The sequence below is a fragment of the Pseudomonadota bacterium genome (assembly GCA_039193195.1).
Lineage (GTDB): Bacteria > Pseudomonadota > Gammaproteobacteria > Steroidobacterales > JBCBZW01 > JBCBZW01.
On record JBCCWS010000013.1, the window covers coordinates 1 to 18422 of the forward strand.

The 18422-nt window shown below is 65.0% G+C and carries 19 protein-coding genes; 1 reads left to right on the top strand and 18 read right to left on the bottom strand.

What is annotated here, in order from left to right; all coding sequences use genetic code 11:
* Positions 1–630: 630 nt before the first annotated feature.
* From AAGA68_12505 to AAGA68_12575, 15 genes are all read right to left on the bottom strand, one after another.
* The gene (locus tag AAGA68_12505) at positions 631–822 is read right to left on the bottom strand and encodes a hypothetical protein (GenBank protein ID MEM9385878.1); all 192 of its coding nucleotides are present in this window, start codon (positions 820–822) and stop codon (positions 631–633) included.
* 133 nt (positions 823–955) lie between these two features.
* Complete coding sequence (locus AAGA68_12510; GenBank protein ID MEM9385879.1) at positions 956–2425, bottom strand: DUF4397 domain-containing protein; 1470 nt, start codon at positions 2423–2425, stop codon at positions 956–958.
* A 130-nt stretch (positions 2426–2555) separates the two neighbouring features.
* A complete protein-coding gene (locus AAGA68_12515; protein MEM9385880.1) occupies positions 2556–3005 on the bottom strand; it encodes a hypothetical protein in 450 nt (149 codons plus the stop codon).
* Between the two features lie 116 nt (positions 3006–3121).
* Entirely contained in the window at positions 3122–4555 is a 1434-nt protein-coding gene (der, locus tag AAGA68_12520; GenBank protein ID MEM9385881.1) for a ribosome biogenesis GTPase Der, read from the bottom strand.
* A gap of 195 nt (positions 4556–4750) precedes the next feature.
* Complete coding sequence (gene bamB, locus AAGA68_12525; GenBank protein MEM9385882.1) at positions 4751–5929, bottom strand: outer membrane protein assembly factor BamB; 1179 nt, start codon at positions 5927–5929, stop codon at positions 4751–4753.
* Complete coding sequence (locus AAGA68_12530) at positions 5916–6608, bottom strand: tetratricopeptide repeat protein (GenBank protein MEM9385883.1); 693 nt, start codon at positions 6606–6608, stop codon at positions 5916–5918. The genes bamB and AAGA68_12530 overlap by 14 nt, the downstream gene beginning before the upstream one ends.
* Positions 6609–6663: 55 nt before the next feature.
* The gene (hisS, locus tag AAGA68_12535; protein MEM9385884.1) at positions 6664–7935 is read right to left on the bottom strand and encodes a histidine--tRNA ligase; all 1272 of its coding nucleotides are present in this window, start codon (positions 7933–7935) and stop codon (positions 6664–6666) included.
* Positions 7932–8990 carry a RodZ domain-containing protein gene (locus AAGA68_12540; GenBank protein MEM9385885.1) on the bottom strand — a complete coding sequence of 353 codons (1059 nt, stop codon included), beginning with the start codon at positions 8988–8990 and terminating at the stop codon, positions 7932–7934. Before AAGA68_12540 ends, hisS begins: the two co-directional genes overlap by 4 nt.
* Before the next feature lie 65 nt (positions 8991–9055).
* Complete coding sequence (pilW, locus tag AAGA68_12545) at positions 9056–9835, bottom strand: type IV pilus biogenesis/stability protein PilW (protein ID MEM9385886.1); 780 nt, start codon at positions 9833–9835, stop codon at positions 9056–9058.
* Entirely contained in the window at positions 9832–10938 is a 1107-nt protein-coding gene (gene rlmN, locus AAGA68_12550; GenBank protein ID MEM9385887.1) for a 23S rRNA (adenine(2503)-C(2))-methyltransferase RlmN, read from the bottom strand. The genes pilW and rlmN overlap by 4 nt, the downstream gene beginning before the upstream one ends.
* A gap of 41 nt (positions 10939–10979) precedes the next feature.
* A complete protein-coding gene (gene ndk / locus AAGA68_12555; GenBank protein MEM9385888.1) occupies positions 10980–11405 on the bottom strand; it encodes a nucleoside-diphosphate kinase in 426 nt (141 codons plus the stop codon).
* A 144-nt stretch (positions 11406–11549) separates the two neighbouring features.
* Complete coding sequence (locus AAGA68_12560) at positions 11550–11876, bottom strand: iron-sulfur cluster assembly accessory protein (GenBank protein MEM9385889.1); 327 nt, start codon at positions 11874–11876, stop codon at positions 11550–11552.
* An 82-nt stretch (positions 11877–11958) separates the two neighbouring features.
* Positions 11959–12330, bottom strand: coding sequence for an iron-sulfur cluster assembly scaffold protein (locus tag AAGA68_12565; protein MEM9385890.1), 372 nt, complete (start codon positions 12328–12330; stop codon positions 11959–11961).
* On the bottom strand, positions 12330–13514 hold the full coding sequence (locus AAGA68_12570) for a cysteine desulfurase family protein (protein ID MEM9385891.1): 1185 nt from the start codon (positions 13512–13514) through the stop codon (positions 12330–12332). Before AAGA68_12570 ends, AAGA68_12565 begins: the two co-directional genes overlap by 1 nt.
* Complete coding sequence (locus tag AAGA68_12575; GenBank protein ID MEM9385892.1) at positions 13504–14292, bottom strand: RNA methyltransferase; 789 nt, start codon at positions 14290–14292, stop codon at positions 13504–13506. Before AAGA68_12575 ends, AAGA68_12570 begins: the two co-directional genes overlap by 11 nt.
* Before the next feature lie 46 nt (positions 14293–14338).
* Between AAGA68_12575 and AAGA68_12580 the strand changes: the two genes are divergently transcribed.
* The gene (locus tag AAGA68_12580) at positions 14339–15157 is read left to right on the top strand and encodes an inositol monophosphatase family protein (protein ID MEM9385893.1); all 819 of its coding nucleotides are present in this window, start codon (positions 14339–14341) and stop codon (positions 15155–15157) included.
* Between the two features lie 21 nt (positions 15158–15178).
* Here the strand turns inward: AAGA68_12580 and secF are convergent, their stop codons facing one another.
* From secF to yajC, 3 genes are read right to left on the bottom strand one after another with little or no spacing between them, the layout of a single operon-like run.
* Positions 15179–16117, bottom strand: coding sequence for a protein translocase subunit SecF (secF, locus tag AAGA68_12585; protein ID MEM9385894.1), 939 nt, complete (start codon positions 16115–16117; stop codon positions 15179–15181).
* Between the two features lie 11 nt (positions 16118–16128).
* The gene (secD, locus tag AAGA68_12590) at positions 16129–18015 is read right to left on the bottom strand and encodes a protein translocase subunit SecD (protein ID MEM9385895.1); all 1887 of its coding nucleotides are present in this window, start codon (positions 18013–18015) and stop codon (positions 16129–16131) included.
* On the bottom strand, positions 18012–18341 hold the full coding sequence (gene yajC, locus AAGA68_12595; GenBank protein ID MEM9385896.1) for a preprotein translocase subunit YajC: 330 nt from the start codon (positions 18339–18341) through the stop codon (positions 18012–18014). Before yajC ends, secD begins: the two co-directional genes overlap by 4 nt.
* Positions 18342–18422: the final 81 nt, after the last annotated feature.

An 18422-nucleotide genomic window follows, 5' to 3' on the forward strand; every position in this document is an offset into this window, starting at 1 on the left:
AGCAAAACACGGGGTGGCGCGCAGTGGAAGGCGCGCAGGCGTACTCAGCAGTACGTGTCGAGCACCTGCAACGAGCACGCGCCGTGTTTTGCTGTGTCTCGGCGGCCGCAGTAGAAGACTCATGAATAATCCAGGCTAGTGTCCTGAGTTGGAAGTTCGTTGATGAATTCGCAGGCGAGTTTTTGTCCCTGAGCGCGGCGCGAGGACGAGCGTGGCAGGTCCCACGGGAGGAGGAGCACCGTGTTCAGGGGCGAAAACGTGCCGCGAAGTCATCAACGAACTTCTAACTCAGGACACTAGCTAGTGGGCCGCTTGGAAAATAAGGTGGACGCTCAGCGAGTAGCACCAACAGAGGCAAGCAAAACAGCGCGAAGACACGCAATAGGTAGCTACGGGCGAGCACGCTACCGGTCTGCAGACCACCCACGATGAGCACGATCAGCGGAAGCTGGTATGGCGAGGCCACAAGTGCCAGAAGGCGCAACCCGCTCCCCAGTAGCATCCGTTCAGGCACGAGGAGATCTCCAGCCAACGGGTCCATGCACCGAGGCGCAAGGGAGCCTCGCCCCGGCTAGCATAGCGGCGCAGCTGGATTTCTCGGATTACCAGAAGCAGCACGCCCACGGCGGCTCAGGTGAGTAACCAGGCGTGATCCGCGGTGCCCCAGAAGCTGATCAACAGCCGTGCCAGGCAGAAACCATTCGAGAGGTAAGCGCTTCGCGTCTGGCCAAACATCAGGTCCACGCATCGACGCTGGAACCTGGGATCGTGGGTGCTCTGATTGGCGTCGACGCGGTGCTGCTGTGGGGGATATACGTCCACCGGTAAGTCTATCGACTCCGCACCGGACGGCTTGAGCCAACTGATCCATGAAAAAAAGGGGTGCCCGCCGTTGGCAGACACCCCTTACACCATGGAGACCACAGCCGCCGGAGCGGGTCGGCGGCCCTCAGCCTCAGTCGGCGAAGTCGTCGAAGAGGATCAAGCCGAGGGGCGCGCCACCGCCCTGCGCATCACGCGCGACGGCCGTGTAGGTGCCGCCTGCTTCGACGGTGATCACGATCGGGCCAATCGCCGCATCGGTGGTACCGGTCGGCGTGACCGTGACCTCGTAGTCGCCCGGTGCGAGCGGCACGTAGCCCGTATCGGCGCGGAAGGGCACGGCCGCAAAGGCCGGATCGATGGTGGCGATATCCGTCTGCGGTGCGGCGACGTAGATATCGACCTCACCTGCGGCGGGCGAGCCGTGCACGATGCGCACGCGCGCGTCCGTCGCGATCGGGCGATCGTCATCTTCGAGCACCAGCAGCGAGAAGTCGGCAAGCAGCCCCGTGGCGAGCACCGTGTACTCGACACCGCGCTCGAGATCGACATCGTCGCCCATGCCGTCACCGTTGACCGCCATCGTGTTGCCGGCCGGCGTGACCTTCACGTTGATGCCAATGCTCGGATCACCTGCCTCGAGCGCGACATCAAGGAAGTCGGTGAAGGCTGGGAAGGCCAGCTCGCTCACGGCGGGGTTGTCGAAATCATCGTTGACCACTACATCCACTGGCGGAGCGTCGGGCGAGGCGTGCACGACGCGCAGAGACGCCGGCGTAGCGGTATCAAACACTTCGATTCCGTCCGGCAGGGCGCCCGAGGCATCGATCGCAGCAAGGGTGATTGGGGCGGCGCCGGTGGCGGTGTTGTTGACCGCGTAGATCTGCAGGTCGAGTCCAGCGGTCAGACTAATCGTGCCGGAGTCGAAGACGACGCTGGCGATGTCACCGGCGAGGGTGACACGGATCTGGTAATCGCCCGCAGGCACTTCCACCTGACCGGTGAACTCACCGAACTCGAAGGAGGTGAGCGGGTCGCCAGCTGCCGCGAGGTCCGCATCAGGCGCTGTGACGAATACGTCCACTGCAGGGGCATCCGGTGAGGCGTGCACGACTTGCACGCGCACGTTGCCTGCGGTGACGGGGGCCACGGGGTTGGCGATCACGATCGGGGCGATGGTCGCCACCGAACCGATCGCGGCGATCGTGTATTCCGTGTCTGCCAAAAGCTCCACGGCCGTCGGCATGATCACGGTGACCTCTCCGCCCGCGGTCAGCGCGTTGACGGAGAACTCGGTGGTGACCGCATCCACCTCGGCAAAGGCCGTGCCCGCCTTGAACGCAATGTCTTCGAAGACTACGTTGCCATCGGCGAGTGCATCGACGTCCGGCGCATCGGCAACTGCGTGGAACACACGCGCGAGTGCGGTACCAACGGGGTCTTCACCACCGTCGTCGCCGTCGTCGACGACTTCTTCCTCGTCGTCATCATCGTCGTCATCGAAGATATCGCAGCCGGCGGTGCCGAAGACCAGAACGGACGCGAGCGCCATCGTGGCGAAGTGGCGCCACCAGGGCGTACTGGCGGTCGTGGAGTAGCTCATCTAAACCTCCTCAAAGACAAACAAAGGGTGTCGGGCAGAGGTTTCGAGAGCAAAGGAAGAATGGTTTTAGGTGAATTCCATCTACGTAATCGACGAGCGGCAGACGGCTAGCGATAGACGGTGAAACCACTCACCTAACTAATAAATTCACAAGGTCACGGTCTTGAAAAGCGAGGGCCAGGGTTGCGAATGCGGCGCCATGGTAGGCCGCCGCCGCCTGCGGCACGCGAACCAACATCACGATGAGCAGGGCCGTCGACAGCAGCAACGTTGCGCCCGCGACGTACGCCGCAGCCTGAGCAACATCCACCTCCGCGCCGAGGCGCCACCACACACCGGCAGCTACCAGGAGACTGAGCCCAAGCTTCACAACGCCCATAAAGCGCAAGAGGTTCGCGAGTTCGGGATCGGCAAAGTCATCAGCAGCCCCTACGGCCACCATCGAGGTCAGCGCAGCAGCAAGCGCCATCCCCACGAGCAAGCAGACGCGCGCGGACGTCATTAGGGAGATCGGCACACGCACGACCGCCGGTGACTGCTCGAGCGGAACGAGCGGAATCTCATCGCGGGATATCGCCATCGCGGGTGCCTCCTTGGCGAGCTGGCCGAGCGCCAAGCACCCTGCCTGACGTCCCCTACCGGCAGTGTACACGTGCGTGCGCGGGATGCGGTCCATGCAACGTAACGCGCCTACAGCTACTTCTTTTTCTGCTTTACGTGCTTCATGAGCCGCTTGCGCTTGGCCTCCTGGCGCGGAGTGAGCTTGTTGCGCCGCCCGGCAAAGGGGTTGTCGGTCGTTCGCAACTCCACCCGCACAGGCGTGCCTTGCAGCTGAAAGCGATCGCGGAAGAAATTCACTAAGTAACGCTGGTAGTTACGCGGCAGGCGATCTGCCTGGGTGCCGTGAATGACGATGATCGGTGGGTTGCGCCCGCCCTGATGGGCATAGCGCAAGCGAGGTCGGCGCCCGCGCACCGTGGGTGGCGGATGCGCCTGCAGGGCATCTTCCAGGGCGCGGGTCACCTCCGCCGTGCCAAGCTCGCGCACAGCTGCGGAGAACGCCTTGCGCACCGAGCCGAGCAAATCGCCCACACCTGTGCCGTGCAGGGCAGAGATGAGGTGGCGTGGTGCGAAATCGAGAAACGGCAGCTTCACGTCGATCTGCCGTCGCACGTCGTCTCGCTTATCCGGTGAAAGACCGTCCCACTTGTTGATTGCCACTATCGTGGCTCGGCCGCGCTCGAGGGCCAAACCCAAAAGGTTCGCATCGAGGTCCGTGACCCCTACCCGTGCATCGACCATAGCGATCACGACGTTCGCGTTCTCCACGGCTTGCAGCGTCTTCACCACGCTGAACTTCTCGATAGTCTCGTTTACCTTCGAGCGGCGACGGACGCCGGCCGTATCCACCAACTCGAAGCGTTGGCCGTGGCGCTCGAAGGGAATGCATACGGCGTCGCGCGTGGTGCCCGGCGTGTCACTAGCGAGCACACGTTCATCGCCGAGCAACCGGTTCACGAGGGTCGATTTGCCTGCGTTCGGGCGCCCGAGCAAGGCGATACGAATCGCCTCAGGATCGCGACGGGAGAGCAGACCCTGCTCGCTGTTGGCATCGCCTGTCTGCGGCGCAGCACCTTCCTCGGGGAGCTCGCTGATCACTGCCTCCATCAGCGCACGCAAGCCCTGATGGTGAGCCGCAGAAATGGAGGCCGCGTCCGCGATGCCGAACCGCTGGAAGTCCGCTGCGGCCATCTCGTGCGCCAGACCCTCCGCCTTATTCACGACTAACCATAAGCACTGCGCGCGGCGGCGCAGAAGCGCGGCGGCTTGCTCATCAGCTGCGGTGCAGCCTTCGCGGGCATCGGTGACGAAGAGCACCGCGTCCGCTTCATCCAGGGCACGTAGGGTCTGTTCGGCCATCAAGCCATCTAGGCCATCTTGCTCCCCCGACAGGCCACCCGTATCGATCACTATGTAGGGTCGCGGGCCGATACGTCCGTAGCCATACTGGCGGTCGCGCGTAAGGCCAGGGTAGTCCGCCACCAGAGCATCTCGCGTGCGGGTCAGGGCATTGAAGAGAGTCGACTTGCCCACGTTTGGCCGGCCGACTAAGGCGATAACGGGCAGCATCAGCCTGCCGCTCGATGGCGCCGGTGCGGCATGACGTGCGCCAACGGCGCGTTGCATGGGTCGAGCTGCCGACAACCTACAACCAGCGATGCAAGTCGCGCGGCTTCGCTAGCCCTGCCTACGGACAGATGTGCGCCACGCGCTGAGCGCGTTGCCGGTACGCAGCAATGGTGGGCGGATTTGCGCAGAGGTTTCCTAGCTCTCGTCGCGCAGGGCCAGCGCGTGCAGGCTGCCACTGTCGGTTTGCACGAATACCAACTCATCGAGCACCGTCGGCGATGCGCTGATGGGGGTGTCGCCAAGACGCTCACGCGCCACGATTAGCCCCGTCTCGTAATCGATCCAGTGCAGGTAGCCTTCGAAATCACCCACCACGACGTAGCGCCCGGAGGTGACCGGACCGGTGGTCTTGCGCCGACGCAGGTCTTGGTTGACCCACCGGTTGGCGCCGTTAGAGCGATCGACGGACCGCACGTTACCTTCATCGTCGGTGATGTAAATGCGACTCCAGTCCAGGCCGGGCCGCTGATGACCGGAGATTTCCAGGGTCCAGGCGATCTGCCCGGTAGGCACCGAGAGAAGCGCCAACTGAGACTGATAGCCGAGGACGTAGGCGTCATCGCCCACCACGCGAATGTCCGCATCGATATCGGCCAAACGGTCGATCACCGTGCGCCCCCCCTCGGGCAGGAAGGAGACGTCCCAGATGATCTCGCCCGTGCGCAGCTCCGTGGCCAGCACGGAACCGTCATCGAAGCCGGCGACCACGCGCGTGCCGCTGGCAGCGGGCGCTGCGTTGCCGCGTAGGCTCAACGCCGGCACCTCGCGCTTGACGACCCAGCGCTCGATGCTGTCCTCCACATCGAGCGCCAATAGGCGACCGTCCACCGTGCGCACGACCACCAGCCCACCGACGATCAACGGCGTGGCCAGCACCTCTGCGCCGATGTTCCGCTGCCACAGGACGGTGCCGTCAGTGGCGTTGAGCACGGCGAGATCGCCGTCGTTGGAACCGACGGCGAGGCGCTCATCGCCGTATCCGGGTCCGGCGGCGAGGGGCAGCTTGGTCTGGGACGACCAACGACGCTCACCATTGCGAGCATCGAAGGCGTGCACTTCGCCGTTGTGGCCGGCGGCGTACACGAGCGTGCCGTCAGAGACGGGGCGCAGCTGGAGATTGAGGCTCTCACCGCTTCCACCGACCTTCGCTGACCACAAGCGCTTCACGCGTAAGGGGTCTTTCAGATCGACCAGCGCAGTGGGCAGCAGGTCCTCGTTGATCTTGTTACCACCGCAACCGGCCAGGCCCATCGCCAGCACCAGCGCGCTGGCGGCGATGGCGAGCCAGCGGGTCGCGAACTCAGGACTCCGCATCGTCAGCAGCAGACTCGGTGACGTCCGTATCGACCTCGGGTGCAGGTCCCAGGGCCGCCAGCTTCAGCTCCAGGGCGCCGCTGCTGCTCGCGCCGCTGCTTGCTAACACTGCTAGGGCGTCCGTGTAGGCCGTGCGCGCCGCCTCCGTGCGACCGAGCTGAGATAGGGCATCGCCGCGCAGCTCCAAATGCCGGGGCTTGAAGGTCTCGCTAGGCGCGTTGGCATCGAGGAGCGCGAGCGCCTCCCGCGCGCGCTCATCACTCAGCAGCACGCGCACCAGGCGGCTACGGCCCACCTCCACGATCGAGCCGTCACTCTCCTCAGCAATCGCTCGCTCGAGCGTGCCCGCCGCACCTGCCAAGTCACCGGCATCCACCTGCAGGCGGGCGGCAGCGAACAGGGCCTGGGTCTCGTAGGGGCTGGAGGCGAATTGCTCTCCCAGCTGGGCGGCCAAGCTTTGCACTTGGTCCAGGTCTTCACGCTCGAGAGCGTCGAGCACGTCCTGGTACACGATAGAGGCGGCCTCCAAATTGCTCTCGCGGCTGTCCTTGTACCACTGGAAGCCGAACAGGCCACCGAGGCCGACCACCACACCCATGACGAGGACCGCTCCATTCTCCTGGAACCATCGCTTGAGCGCTTCTGCGCGCTCCTCGTCAGTCATCATCTCATCGACCACGCCTAATACTCCTGCTAGTGCCGCGAGCCCGCCAGGGGGCCGCGTGCGCTGTTCTCTATTCGATCGTCTCGCGCAAGGCGTCGACCAAAGCGGCCGTTGCCACGCTGCGCTGCTCGCCGCCACCTTCGCGCAGCGGCTTCAACGCCACCTCATCGCGCTCGAGCTCCTGCTCGCCCATGATCAGTGCGTAGGCCGCACCGCTGCGGTCCGCCGCCTTCAGCTGTGCCTTAAACCCGCCCCCGCCACAGTGCTGGACGAGACGCAGCTCGGGCAGTTGATCGCGCAAGGTTTCGGCCAGACGCAGCATGGGCTGGGCCGTGCCCTCGCCCACGGCCACCGCGTATACCTGGGGCGCGAGCGCGGGTGCCTCATGCGCGCCAAGCTCGATTAGCTCCGCGACGCGCTCCAGCCCCATCGCCCAGCCAACGGCTGGCGTCGCTCGGCCGCCGATCACCTCGACCAGCCCGTCGTAGCGGCCCCCAGCGCAAACCGCCGCCTGCGCGCCGAGCTGGTCCGTCAACCACTCGAAGGCCGTGCGTGTGTAGTAATCCAACCCACGCACGAGCCGCGGGTTGACCGCGTATTCTATCCCGACCCGCTCCAGTAGGGCCTTGAGTTCGTCGAAATGATCGACCGACTCCGAGTCGAGATGTTCCGTCAGCTGCGGCGCAGCGGCCACGACTTCGGCCATCTGGGGGTTCTTGCTATCGAGTATTCGCAGCGGATTGGTGCCTAGGCGCCGCTGGCTGTCTTCATCGAGACGCTCGCGATGGGCTGAGAAATACTCCACCAGCACGTCGCGGTAGGCCGCCCGCGAAGCCACCGTGCCGAGCGAATTGATCTCCAGCCGAAGGCCTTTCAGGCCGAGGCGCTGCCAGATGCGCTGGGTGAGGATCAGCAGCTCTGCGTCGATGTCCGGACCGGGAAAGCCGAAGGTCTCCGCCCCTATCTGGTGGAACTGTCGGTAGCGACCACGCTGGGGCCGTTCGTGGCGAAACATCGGTCCGTGGTACCACAGGCGCTGGCGCTGATTGTGGAGCAACCCATTTTGGATACCCGCGCGCACGCAGCCCGCCGTGCCTTCTGGGCGCAGGCTAAGCTGGTCCCCGTCACGATCGGGAAAGGTGTACATCTCCTTCTCAACGATATCGGTGTGCTCGCCGACGGAGCGAGCGAACAACTCCGTTCGCTCTAGCAATGGCAGGCGTATCTCCTGGTAGCCGTAGGTAATCAGCGTGTCGGTGACTACCTGCTCCAGCCAGCGCCAGGTGGCCGTGTTCGGCGGCAGTAGGTCGCGGAAACCGCGCACGGACTGGATACTCTTCATGGCGCCGGGATCTCGAAGCGAGCGATCGCCCCGTCGATGCCGCTCGGGGGTACCTCGAAGGGCTGAGCGTCCACCTCGATGCGCACACCGGGGTAGCGCCCCAAGGTCACGTTGATAGGGGGCACGCCGGTGCGGTCGTTGACCGTCCCCGGTTCTCGCAGACCGAGCATCAGGGTACGCCCCGTGGCATCGCGCACGCTTACCCAGCAGGATTCGTCGAATATGAAGCGCAACGCCACCTCCTCGCCCGCGCCGACCGGTGACGGACCGGCCGCGGCGATGGCCTGGGCCACGTCGACCCCGCCACTGTCAGCAGCCGGCTGGGTCTCGGACACGACCGCGGATGCGCCCGCCGGCGCCGCCTCGGCAGGCAACGCCGGCAACGTCGCGGGTGCGCGCTCGGTCAACGCAGCGAGCTCATCTTGCGCTGCCTGCTCCGTCGGCGAATCCAGGTTCTCAACGGTCGTCTCAATGGCCGTGGCTGCGCTCTCGAGCGCCTTGTCCAGAGATTGGTTGCGTGTCGTGGCCGGAGCAGCACTCGCCGGGAACGATCGCGGCGGCGCGGCCTCCGGCAGCGACGTAGATGGCGCTGCTGCAACGGGCTCGTTGCCCGAGGGCGGCGGGTGAAGCCACCACCAGACGAACCCTGCCCCGCCGGCCAGGGCGGCCACGACCACCGCGATCAGCAGGACGGGCATGCCGCTCGAGCGTTCGGCGACCGGCGCCACCTTCGGGTCTGGCACCGTTGGCGGCGGCGCGCTCGAATTGCGCTCGTCCCAGCTGCGCAAGATCGCATCGGCGTCCATGTCGAGGGACTGGGCGTAACGACGTACGTGGCCCCGGGCAAAGACCGCTGCCCCGAACTCCTCGTAGCGATCGTCCTCGATCGCTTGCACGAGACGCAGCTCCAGGCACAAGTTGCGCGCAACATCTGCGGCGCTCTGCCCCCGAGCTTCGCGCGCGGCGCGCAGGGTGTGCCCTGGCCCCTCTTTGCCACTCGCGTCTTCTTTGTCAGCCGGGACAGCAGCGTCCTGCGGCGTCTCCGATTCGGCCATGCGTGTTCCGTACGTCTCGTCAGTGCATTGCCGGCGCCCCCTCGAGCGCAGCGCCGGTCGATTGGCTAGGTATTTTCCATCGTGTCCAATAGCTGGCGCGCTTCGACCGAGTCCGGGAACTCGCTCAGCAGCCGATCCGCGTAGCGCTGAGCACTGGACTTGTCGCCCAAGGAGCGCTCGATGCGCACGCCCAGCCAGAGCGCTTGGGCGTTCAAGCTATTGACCTCGGCGTAGCGCTGGAAGAAGGCGCGCGCCTGCAGGGAACGACCGCGCTGATCGCTAAGGCGCGCCATCTGCCACAAGGCGTCGCCGTAGCGCCCATTGGCGTCGAGGGCACGACGAAAGTAGGACTCGGCGCGCTCGAGCAGCCCAGCTCCCGCCAAGCACACGCCAGCGTTGGTGTAGGGCACCTCAGGCGTTCGATACAAGGGATCCCGCGTGGCGGCCAGGAAGTAGCGCTCCGCCTGTTCGGCCATGGTCTGGCGGCACAGGTAGGCGCCGAACAAGTTGAGGGTCACCGAATCGTCCGGCTGGAGCTTCAACGACGTTCGATAGTGCCCCTCTGCACGCTCGGCTTCCCCGAGTCGATCGAAGAGCAAGCCCGCGTAGGTGTGCGCCAGAGGCAGCTCCGGGTCCTGCTCGAGGGCCTTCTCGATCTTCTCCTTGGCCAGCTCGAGGTTGCCTTGGCGCAGGTAGTTGGCGCCGAGCTGGACGTTGAAGGAAGCGGCCTCCGACGGCGACTCCTCTACCGGCGAGGGGTTGTCCGTGGTCGTGATGCATCCGGTGAGGGCGAACAGCGCGCTCGCCAATAGCAGCACACAGCATGGCGCAGGCGAGCGAATCATTGGCGATGCTCCACGCTAACGGGAATGCGCTTGGCGCCGAGGCGTGCCGTGATTCGGTCCTGCACCTCACCGGCGAGCTGGCCGCAGGCCGCATCGATATCATCGCCGCGCGTACGGCGAATGGTCGCGGTGACCGACGCGTTGAGTAGGCTATTGCGGAATGCGGTCACTCGCGAGTCCGGCGATCGTTGGTATTGCGTTCCCGGAAAGGGATTGAACGGAATCAGATTCACCTTCGCGGGCTTGCCGCGCAATAGCCTAATGAGTGCGCGCGCGTGACTATCACTGTCATTGACACCGTCGAGCATGACGTACTCGAAGGTGATGTGACGCCCGGTCTGTTCAGAGGCGTAGTGCCAGCAAGCGTCGAGCAGCTCGGCGATCGGATAGGATCGATTGATCGGCACGATCTCATCGCGCAGGGCATCATCGGGCGCGTGCAGGGAGACCGCCAGGGCCACGTTGCAATCCTGACCGAGCTTGCGAATGTTGGGCACAATGCCTGAGGTGCTGAGCGTGAGGCGCCGACGGGAGATATCGAATCCCATAGGCTCCAGCATGATCTGCAGCGCTGGCAACACGTTGCGATAATTGGCAAGGGGCTCACCCATGCCCATCAGCACCACGTTCGTGACCGGGTGCTCGTCGTGGCGATAGTCAGCCAGCATCTCGCGGTTGGCGTACCAGACCTGGCCGACGATCTCGGCGGTGGTGAGATGGCGATTGAACCCCTGGGCTCCGGTGGCGCAGAAGGAACAGTCCAGGGCACAGCCGACTTGGCTCGAGATGCACAGGGTGCGCCGTGAGGACTCGGGAATGAAGACGGTTTCGATCGCCTGACCGCCGACGTCGAAGAGCCACTTGCGCGTGCCGTCGCGGGCCACGTGCTCGCTGCGCACGGGCGGCGCCTGCACCACGGCGCGTTCGCGTAGCTTAGCGCGGAGGGACTTGGAAAGGTCGGTCATTGCATCGAAGTCCGCCACGCCGCGGCGGTAGATCCAACGCATCACCTGGCGCGCGTGAAAAGGCTTCTCGCTAAGCTCGCCGAACCAGGCCTCGAGCTCGCCACGCGGCAGCCCCAGCAGGTTCAGCCGCGCCTCCATCGTGCTCGCCGTCAGACCGACTTAGGAACGCCGCTCGCGCCTTAGCGCGGGCAGAGTTCGCCGTCCTGGAAGAAGTAGTCGATCTCCTGGGCAGCCGTACCGGCCGCGTCGGAGCCGTGCACCACATTGACGCCCTTGCTCTCGGCAAAGTCGGCACGGATGGTGCCGGGATCGGCCTCGGCGGGATCAGTAGCGCCCATGATCTCGCGGTGGCGCGAGACCGCGTTCTCCCCTTCTAGCACGGACACGACCACGGGGCCGGACATCATGTACTCCACGAGCTCCCCGAAGAAGGGCCGCTCCTTGTGTACGGCGTAGAAACCCTCAGCCTGCGCGCGCGTTAGCTGCATCATACGGGCGGCGATAATGGTCAGGCCTGCGTCTTCGAAGCGCGTGTAGACCTTGCCGATAAGGTTCTTGGCCACACCGTCGGGCTTGATGATGGAAAGCGTCCGTTCGACTGCCATGGGGGTCTCCTTTACACCGAGCCCCTCAGGCAGGAGGCACTCGGATAAGTCACAAGATTACGGGTTGGTGAGGTGCCCGCCTAAGGGCGCGGGCCGGTCGGCGGCGCGGAGTCTACCGCGCGCTCGGCAGGTGAGCCAGCACGCTCAGGCGAAGCCGACGCTCTCGCCGCAGCCGCACTCACTGGTCACGTTCGGGTTACGGAACGTGAACATCTCATTCAAGCCCTGCTTGATGAAATCCACCTCCGTGCCGTCGAGAAACTCGAGGCTGTCGCGATCCACCACTACGCGCACGTCCTCGTCGTGGTCGAAGACCACGTCGTTCTGGTCGGCTGCGTCAGCGTACTCGAGCACGTAGGCATAGCCGGTGCAGCCGCTCTTGCGCACCCCGAGGCGGATGCCGAAGCGCCCCTCGCGGCTGACGTGAGCGCGAACCCGATCCGCAGCGGAGGGGGATAGGGTAATTGCCATCGCGTTCTGCTCCTGGTCTCGGATAGAAAAAGTTGACCCCATAGGGTATCACCCAGGACCGGGTAGCGTCGCGATCCGGTGCCTAGGCCGGAATTCGGCCCGCGAGGGCATTCTCCAGCGCATCCTCGAGCATGAGCACGCGGCCGAGCTTCTCCGCCGGGAGGTTCAGAGACTCGGCGATCCGCGCGGCGTCCACCTTCGCCGAGGTAACGGACTGTCCGACCAGCAGCTCCACCACGCTGGCCGCAGCCGCCATGGTATGGGGACACCCAAGCACCTGATATCGCGCCTCCTGGATCGTGCCTTCAAGCACGCGCAGCCAGAGCACGACCTCGGCGCCATGCTGTGCTCCTCCGGCGCGCCCACTGCAAACACCTTCACCTTGTAGGCGCCCGGCCCCTGGGTTGCGCTGGAACAGCTCGCGAACGCGTGGACCGTAGGGATCGGCGTCCATCAACCCTCGCCCACGACCGCTGGCGACAGGCCGCGCAGACGCGTGACCTGGGCATGAATGTGCTCGGCTGCGAACCTCACTTCCTCGCCCGTGGTGGGACGACCCATGGTGATTCGAAGGGTGCTTGCCGCCAGGAAGTCATCGCGCCCAAGCGCCCGCAACACGTAGGACGGCTCACCGGTGAGCGCGCTGCAGGCTGCCCCCCGAGACAGGGCGAGGGACTCCAAGGCCAACAGCAAGCTCTCCCCTTCCACACCCTCGATGCTAACGGAGAGGTGGCCACCCACGCGCTGCGTCGGATGGCCGTTCAGGTGCACGCCCCCGAGCAGATGCAAGCGCTGCCAGAGCTCATCGCGCAGCTGTGCGAGGCGGGTCTGCTCAGATTCGCGCTCCTCACATGCCAAAGTGAGGGCAGTCGCCAGACCAACGATCTGGTGCGTGGCCAGGGTGCCGCCGCGGACCCGCCCCTCCTGACCACCGCCGAACACGAGGGGCTGCAGCAACACGCGCGTCGGTCGCTTGCGCACGTAGAGGGCGCCGGCGCCCTTGGGGCCGTACAGCTTGTGCGCCGAGAGCGACAGCAGATCCACCGGTAGCTGACGCAGATCGATCGGCAACTTGCCAGCGCTCTGGGCCGCATCGACGTGCAACGGCACGCCACGCTCGGCACACGCGGCGGCCAGGCGAGGCAGATCGATCACGGTGCCTATCTCGCCGTTCACGTGGGTGAGCGACACCAGGCAGGTCTCCTCGCGTAAGGCATCGAGCAGCCGCTGCGGGGGCAGCAGACCATCGCTATCCGGTGCCAGCCGCGTCACCCTAACTCCCTCGCGTTCCAGCTGCGCACATATGGCGAGGGTGGCCTGATGCTCGATCAGGGTAGTGACCACGTGCGCCTGGCCCCGTGCGAGGCCAGCGCGGGCGACGCCGGCGATGGCCGTGTTGACCGCCTCCGTGGCACCGGAGGTGAATACGATCTCGTCGGCGTCGGCACCTACGCAGACGGCCACCTGCTGGCGTGCTTGTTCGATCGTCTGCCGGGCGCGGCGGCCAAGCATATGCCCGCTCGCCGCGTTCGCCCAGCTCTGCTCCAACGCCGCCGCCATTGCGCGGGCGACGCGCGGGTCCACCGGGGTGGTCGCCGCATAGTCGAGGTATATCGGGTGTGCGGGGTCAGCGATCACGTGAGTCGTCTTCCCCTGCAGACCGGCCGCCAGCGGCGGCCAATGCCGCATCGTGGGCGGAGAGGATACCGCGCAAGATCTGCACTTCGTTATCGTCCAGCCCCACGCGATTGTAGAGCCGACGCAGGCGACGCATGAGGTGGCGGGGGTTGTCGGGGTTCAAAAACCCCGTGGCCGTGAGCGTGCGCTGGTAGTGCTCGTAGAGCGCTTCTACCTGGGCAGATGTCGCGAACGGCGCTTCGACCCGCCCATCGTCCCCTGCCCCGTAACCCGCAGTCGCCGCCATCCGCAGCTCATGGGTCACCACCTGCACGGCCATCGCAAGGTTCAGGGAGCTGTACTCAGGATTCGCACTGATGTGCAGCAATCGATGGCAACAATCCAGTTCGGCGTTGCTAAGGCCAGAGCGCTCGTTGCCGAAGACGACGCTCACCTGCGCCTCTTTGCTGAGGATCTCCCGGGCCGCCTCGCGCGCGTTTTGCTCCGGCCATTGGAGGCTTCGACGGCGAGCACTCGCGCCGTACACGAGCGCGGCGTCGGCGATCGCCTCTTCGAGCGTATCGAAGACCTCTGCCCGCGCCAGCAGATCGTCGGCACCCGAGGCCCGCGCGGTGGCATCCGCGTGGGGAAACTGCCGTGGCCGCACCAAGCGCAGGCAGTGGATACCCATGTTCTTGCTCGCCCGAGCGACCGCACCGATGTTGCCCGGGTGGGAGGTATCGACCAGCACCACGGCCACCCGCGTCAGGCGCTCACGCACCGGATCAGTCTGAGCCATCTGCTATCCTTGCCCCCGCTTCTTTCAAGGTGAGCCCTCCTCCGCCATGCACGCGCATCTCAACATCGCCATTCGCGCCGCCCGCCGGGCGGGTGAAATTATCATGCGCGCTTTGCCGCGCTTGCACGAGCTCACCATTCACGAGAAGCAACCTAACGATTTCGTAAGTGAAGTAGATCGCCTGGCCGAACAGGAGATCATCGACACGATCCGCGCGAGCTACCCCGATCACAGCTTTCTCGGCGAAGAGAGCGGTCGCATCGGCGAAGAACGTGGCGAAGAGAACGTGTGGATCATTGATCCGCTCGACGGCACCACCAACTTCCTCCACGGGTTCCCCGTGTTCGCCGTGTCCATCGCCCTCCAGCAGCGCGGCGCGCTCCAGCACGGCGTGGTCTACGATCCCTCGCGCCAGGAGCTGTTCACCGCTTCGCGCGGGGAAGGTGCGCAGCTCGACGGCCGACGCATTCGCGTGGGGCGACGTACCAACCTCAACGGAGCCCTAGTCGGCACGGGCTTCCCCTACGCGCAGAACCTAGAATACATGGACACCTACCTCGCCATGTTTCGCGCCATCTCGGAGAAGACCGCGGGCCTGCGACGCCCCGGCGCGGCCGCCTTGGATCTTGCCTACCTGGCAGCCGGTCGCTACGACGGCTTTTTCGAAATGGGCCTGCATCCCTGGGACATGGCCGCTGGCGCCCTGCTCGTGCGCGAGGCGGGCGGCTTGGTCGGCACCTTCGCCGGCGACGAGCGCTATCTCGAGACCGGCAACATCGTGGCGGGCTCACCCAAGGTCTTCGCGGAGATGCTCAAGACCTTCGCGCCGCACTTGCCGCCCACCCTGCGCCGCCCCGCGGGCTGAGCGGACCCGGCGACCAGCGCCCTAGGGGATCGCTTCGAGTTCCGGATCCGTCTCATCCTTCGGCGGCAGCAAATCCACCGCCGTGACGTTGAGTGCGAGCGCTGCAGAGCTCGCCACGTAGATCGATGAGTAGGTTCCCAGCACGACACCCACGATCAAGGCCAGGGCGAACTCGTCGATCGCCGAGCCGCCGAGAAAATACAGGGCCAGCACCACGAGCAGGGTCGTGCCACTGGTCATCAAGGTGCGCGATAGCGTCTGGTTGAGCGAGAGGTTCATCACGTCCACCGACGTGCGCTTGCGCAGGGCGCGGAAGTTCTCGCGGATACGATCAAACACCACGATCGTGTCGTTCAATGAGTAGCCTATCACCGCCAGCAAGGCCGCCAGCACCGGCAGATCGAAGGGCACCTGAAAGGCGGCGAAGAAGCCAACGGTAATCACCACGTCGTGCACGAGGGCTACCACGGCCCCCAAGGCGAACTTCCACTGGAAGCGCAAGGTGACGTAGGCGAGGATCAGCAGCAAGGCAAAGAGCATCGCTAGGCCGCCGTCCTCACGCAGCTCCTCACCGACACGCGGACCGATAAACTCCGTTCGCTGAATCTGGACGCCAGGGTCCGCGCTGCGCAATGCCTCACGCACGGCCTCCCCGACGCTCGCGCCGTCTTGGTCTGGATCTGGCTGTACGCGCACTAGCACGTCGCTCTGCTCGCCGAAGTACTGCACGACCGAATCGTCGATACCGCCGTTGGCCAGTGCGTCACGCACGGTGGAGAGCTCAATGGGCTCGGGGTACTTTGCCTCCACCAGCACGCCGCCGGTGAAGTCGATACCAAAGTTGATGCCGCGCATTACGACCAAGACGATGGTCGTCACGATCAACAGCGCGGAGACCCCTACCGCTATGTGGCGCGCGCCGAGGAAGTCGATAGTGGTGGTCTTCTTGAACATTTCCATGGTGCTTCCCCTTAGATCGCCAGCGCGTCGACTTGGCGACGCCCGTACCAGGCGTTCACCAGCACCCGAGTACCAATGATGGCAGTGAACATGGACGTACCGATACCGATGAAGAGGGTTACGGCGAAGCCGCGCACGGGCCCGGTGCCGAACACGGCCAGAATGAGCGCCGCGATCGCCGTCGTGATGTTAGCGTCGGCAATCGTGCTGAGAGCCTTCTCGTATCCAGCCGTAATGCTCGCCTGGGGTGAGTTCCCTGAGCGTATCTCCTCGCGTATTCGCTCGAAGATCAGCACGTTAGCATCCACGGACATACCCACGGTGAGCACGATGCCCGCGATACCGGGCAGACTCAGCGCTGCCGGCAACACGGAGAGCAGGGCCACGATGAGCACTAGGTTAGCGAACAGGGCAACGTTCGCGAACAGGCCGAACATGCGGTAGTACAGCGCCATGAAGATGACCACGGCGACGAAGCCGATGAGAATGGCCATCTGCCCGCGGGCGATGTTCTGCTCACCGAGACTCGGGCCGATCGTGCGCTCCTCAACCTTGAAGATTGGCGCGGCCAGGGAGCCGGCGTTCAGCAGCGTGGCCAGCGTCGAGGCCTCCGTGGGATTCAGGCCGGTGATCTCGAAGCGGTTCGAGAACACGCCCTGGATCGTTGCGATACTAATCACCTCACGATTCTCTTCGGTGACCATATCGATCGTTCCGTCGTCCTGCTCTACCTCCTTGCGCTCGCTCTCGATGTACACCACGGACATGGGCTTACCCACATTCTCCGTGGTGGCGCGCAGCATGCGGTTGCCGCCGCGCTGATCGAGGTTGACGCTCACCGCCGGACCGCCGCCGCTGGAGCTCACGGTGGAGGTGGCGCTGGTGAGGTTGTCGCCGCTTGCGATCACCTCGCGCTTGAGCAGCACGGGGAAGCCGTCGCGGTGGTAGTAGAGGCGGCTGGAGAACGGCACGCGCTCCCCTCTGGCCGCTGCGTTGGCATCGCCTTCCGTATCGTTCAGGCGGAATTCTACGGTGGCCGTGGCGCCGATGATCCGCTCTGCCGCCGCCGGATCTTGCACGCCCGGCAACTCCACCACGATGCGGTTCAGACCTTGCTGTTGAATCAGGGGCTCAGCCGCCCCGAGACTGTCCACGCGCCGGCGCAAGGTAGTGAGGTTCTGATCGATCGAGCGCGCCTGCAGCGCCGCGAGCGCCGCCTCGTTCATAGTGGCGCTGACAAACGCGCCACCGTCCGGCGAGTTGCCGATGAGGTAGTCGAACTCAGTACTGATCTGGCGCATCTCGCGTTCGGCTTCCACTGCCGTCTCCCGATCGCGAAACTTGTAGATGATCGTGTTGGTTTCCTCGATCACCTCGTAGCCCTGGCTGCGAATTCCCTGGCGACCGTTGGCCTCGCGCAGGACCTGGCGGAAGGTCCCTTCCGATTGCTCTATAAACTTCTCGAGCGCCACCTCCAGATCGACCTCGAACAGGAAGTGCACGCCACCGCGCAGGTCGAGCCCTAGAGCCATGGGTCGCAGACCTAAGGCGCGCATAAAGTCCGGCATACGTGGCATGGTCGTCAGCGCGGTGATGTAGCCGTCACGGTAACGGTCGCGCAGGGGATCGAGGGCATCTCCCTGGGCCGCCGTGTCCTCAAAGGTGACCATGACGGTTTTGCTGTCAACGAGACGGGCCTGGTCGTAGGGCAGTCCCTCGCCCTGGAGGAAATCCTCCACGTCGGCCACCACGGCTTCGGGCGGCGCAGACCCGTCGGCGGGCGTCAGCTGGATCGCCGGATCTTCACCGAAGAGGTTCGGCAGCGCGAAGAGGATGCCAAGGACCATCACTCCTACGACCAAGCCGAGGAGCCAACTCGGCGTGTGGTTCTGTCTCATGCGCCCTTCACCGTGCCCTTGGGCATGACGGCACCGACCGCGTGCTTCTGCACTCGGATGGCCACGCCGTCTGCCACTTCCACCGTGAAAAACTGATCCCCTACCTTGGTGACCTTTCCGAGCACCCCGCCGCTGGTGACCACCTCGGCGCCGACGGCGACCGACTCCACCATGTCCCGATGCTCCTTGGCGCGCTTTTGCTGCGGCCGGATGATCAGGAAGTAGAAGATGACGATGAGGAGAATCGGGAACAGGAGCGTGCCGAAGACGCTACCAGCGGGCGCCTCGGCCCCCTGGGCCAGCGCGGGACTGATCAGGAAATCCATGAGTGACCTTCGAGGTGCAGGCAGAAAGCCCGCAAGTATGCCATATCCCTCTTCTTGTGCCGGGCCCGAATATTTCAAGCG

What these genes read in the sequence shown, in the direction of transcription:
- AAGA68_12510 (MEM9385879.1), bottom strand. Translation starts at nt 2,425, where the DNA reads ATGAGCTACTCCACGACCGCCAGTACGCCCTGGTGGCGCCACTTCGCC.
- AAGA68_12515 (MEM9385880.1), bottom strand. Translation starts at nt 3,005, where the DNA reads ATGGCGATATCCCGCGATGAGATTCCGCTCGTTCCGCTCGAGCAGTCA.
- der (MEM9385881.1), bottom strand. Translation starts at nt 4,555, where the DNA reads ATGCTGCCCGTTATCGCCTTAGTCGGCCGGCCAAACGTGGGCAAGTCG.
- bamB (MEM9385882.1), bottom strand. Translation starts at nt 5,929, where the DNA reads ATGCGGAGTCCTGAGTTCGCGACCCGCTGGCTCGCCATCGCCGCCAGC.
- hisS (MEM9385884.1), bottom strand. Translation starts at nt 7,935, where the DNA reads ATGAAGAGTATCCAGTCCGTGCGCGGTTTCCGCGACCTACTGCCGCCG.
- AAGA68_12540 (MEM9385885.1), bottom strand. Translation starts at nt 8,990, where the DNA reads ATGGCCGAATCGGAGACGCCGCAGGACGCTGCTGTCCCGGCTGACAAA.
- pilW (MEM9385886.1), bottom strand. Translation starts at nt 9,835, where the DNA reads ATGATTCGCTCGCCTGCGCCATGCTGTGTGCTGCTATTGGCGAGCGCG.
- rlmN (MEM9385887.1), bottom strand. Translation starts at nt 10,938, where the DNA reads ATGGAGGCGCGGCTGAACCTGCTGGGGCTGCCGCGTGGCGAGCTCGAG.
- ndk (MEM9385888.1), bottom strand. Translation starts at nt 11,405, where the DNA reads ATGGCAGTCGAACGGACGCTTTCCATCATCAAGCCCGACGGTGTGGCC.
- AAGA68_12560 (MEM9385889.1), bottom strand. Translation starts at nt 11,876, where the DNA reads ATGGCAATTACCCTATCCCCCTCCGCTGCGGATCGGGTTCGCGCTCAC.
- AAGA68_12565 (MEM9385890.1), bottom strand. Translation starts at nt 12,330, where the DNA reads ATGGACGCCGATCCCTACGGTCCACGCGTTCGCGAGCTGTTCCAGCGC.
- AAGA68_12575 (MEM9385892.1), bottom strand. Translation starts at nt 14,292, where the DNA reads ATGGCTCAGACTGATCCGGTGCGTGAGCGCCTGACGCGGGTGGCCGTG.
- AAGA68_12580 (MEM9385893.1), top strand. Translation starts at nt 14,339, where the DNA reads ATGCACGCGCATCTCAACATCGCCATTCGCGCCGCCCGCCGGGCGGGT.
- secF (MEM9385894.1), bottom strand. Translation starts at nt 16,117, where the DNA reads ATGGAAATGTTCAAGAAGACCACCACTATCGACTTCCTCGGCGCGCGC.
- secD (MEM9385895.1), bottom strand. Translation starts at nt 18,015, where the DNA reads ATGAGACAGAACCACACGCCGAGTTGGCTCCTCGGCTTGGTCGTAGGA.
- yajC (MEM9385896.1), bottom strand. Translation starts at nt 18,341, where the DNA reads ATGGATTTCCTGATCAGTCCCGCGCTGGCCCAGGGGGCCGAGGCGCCC.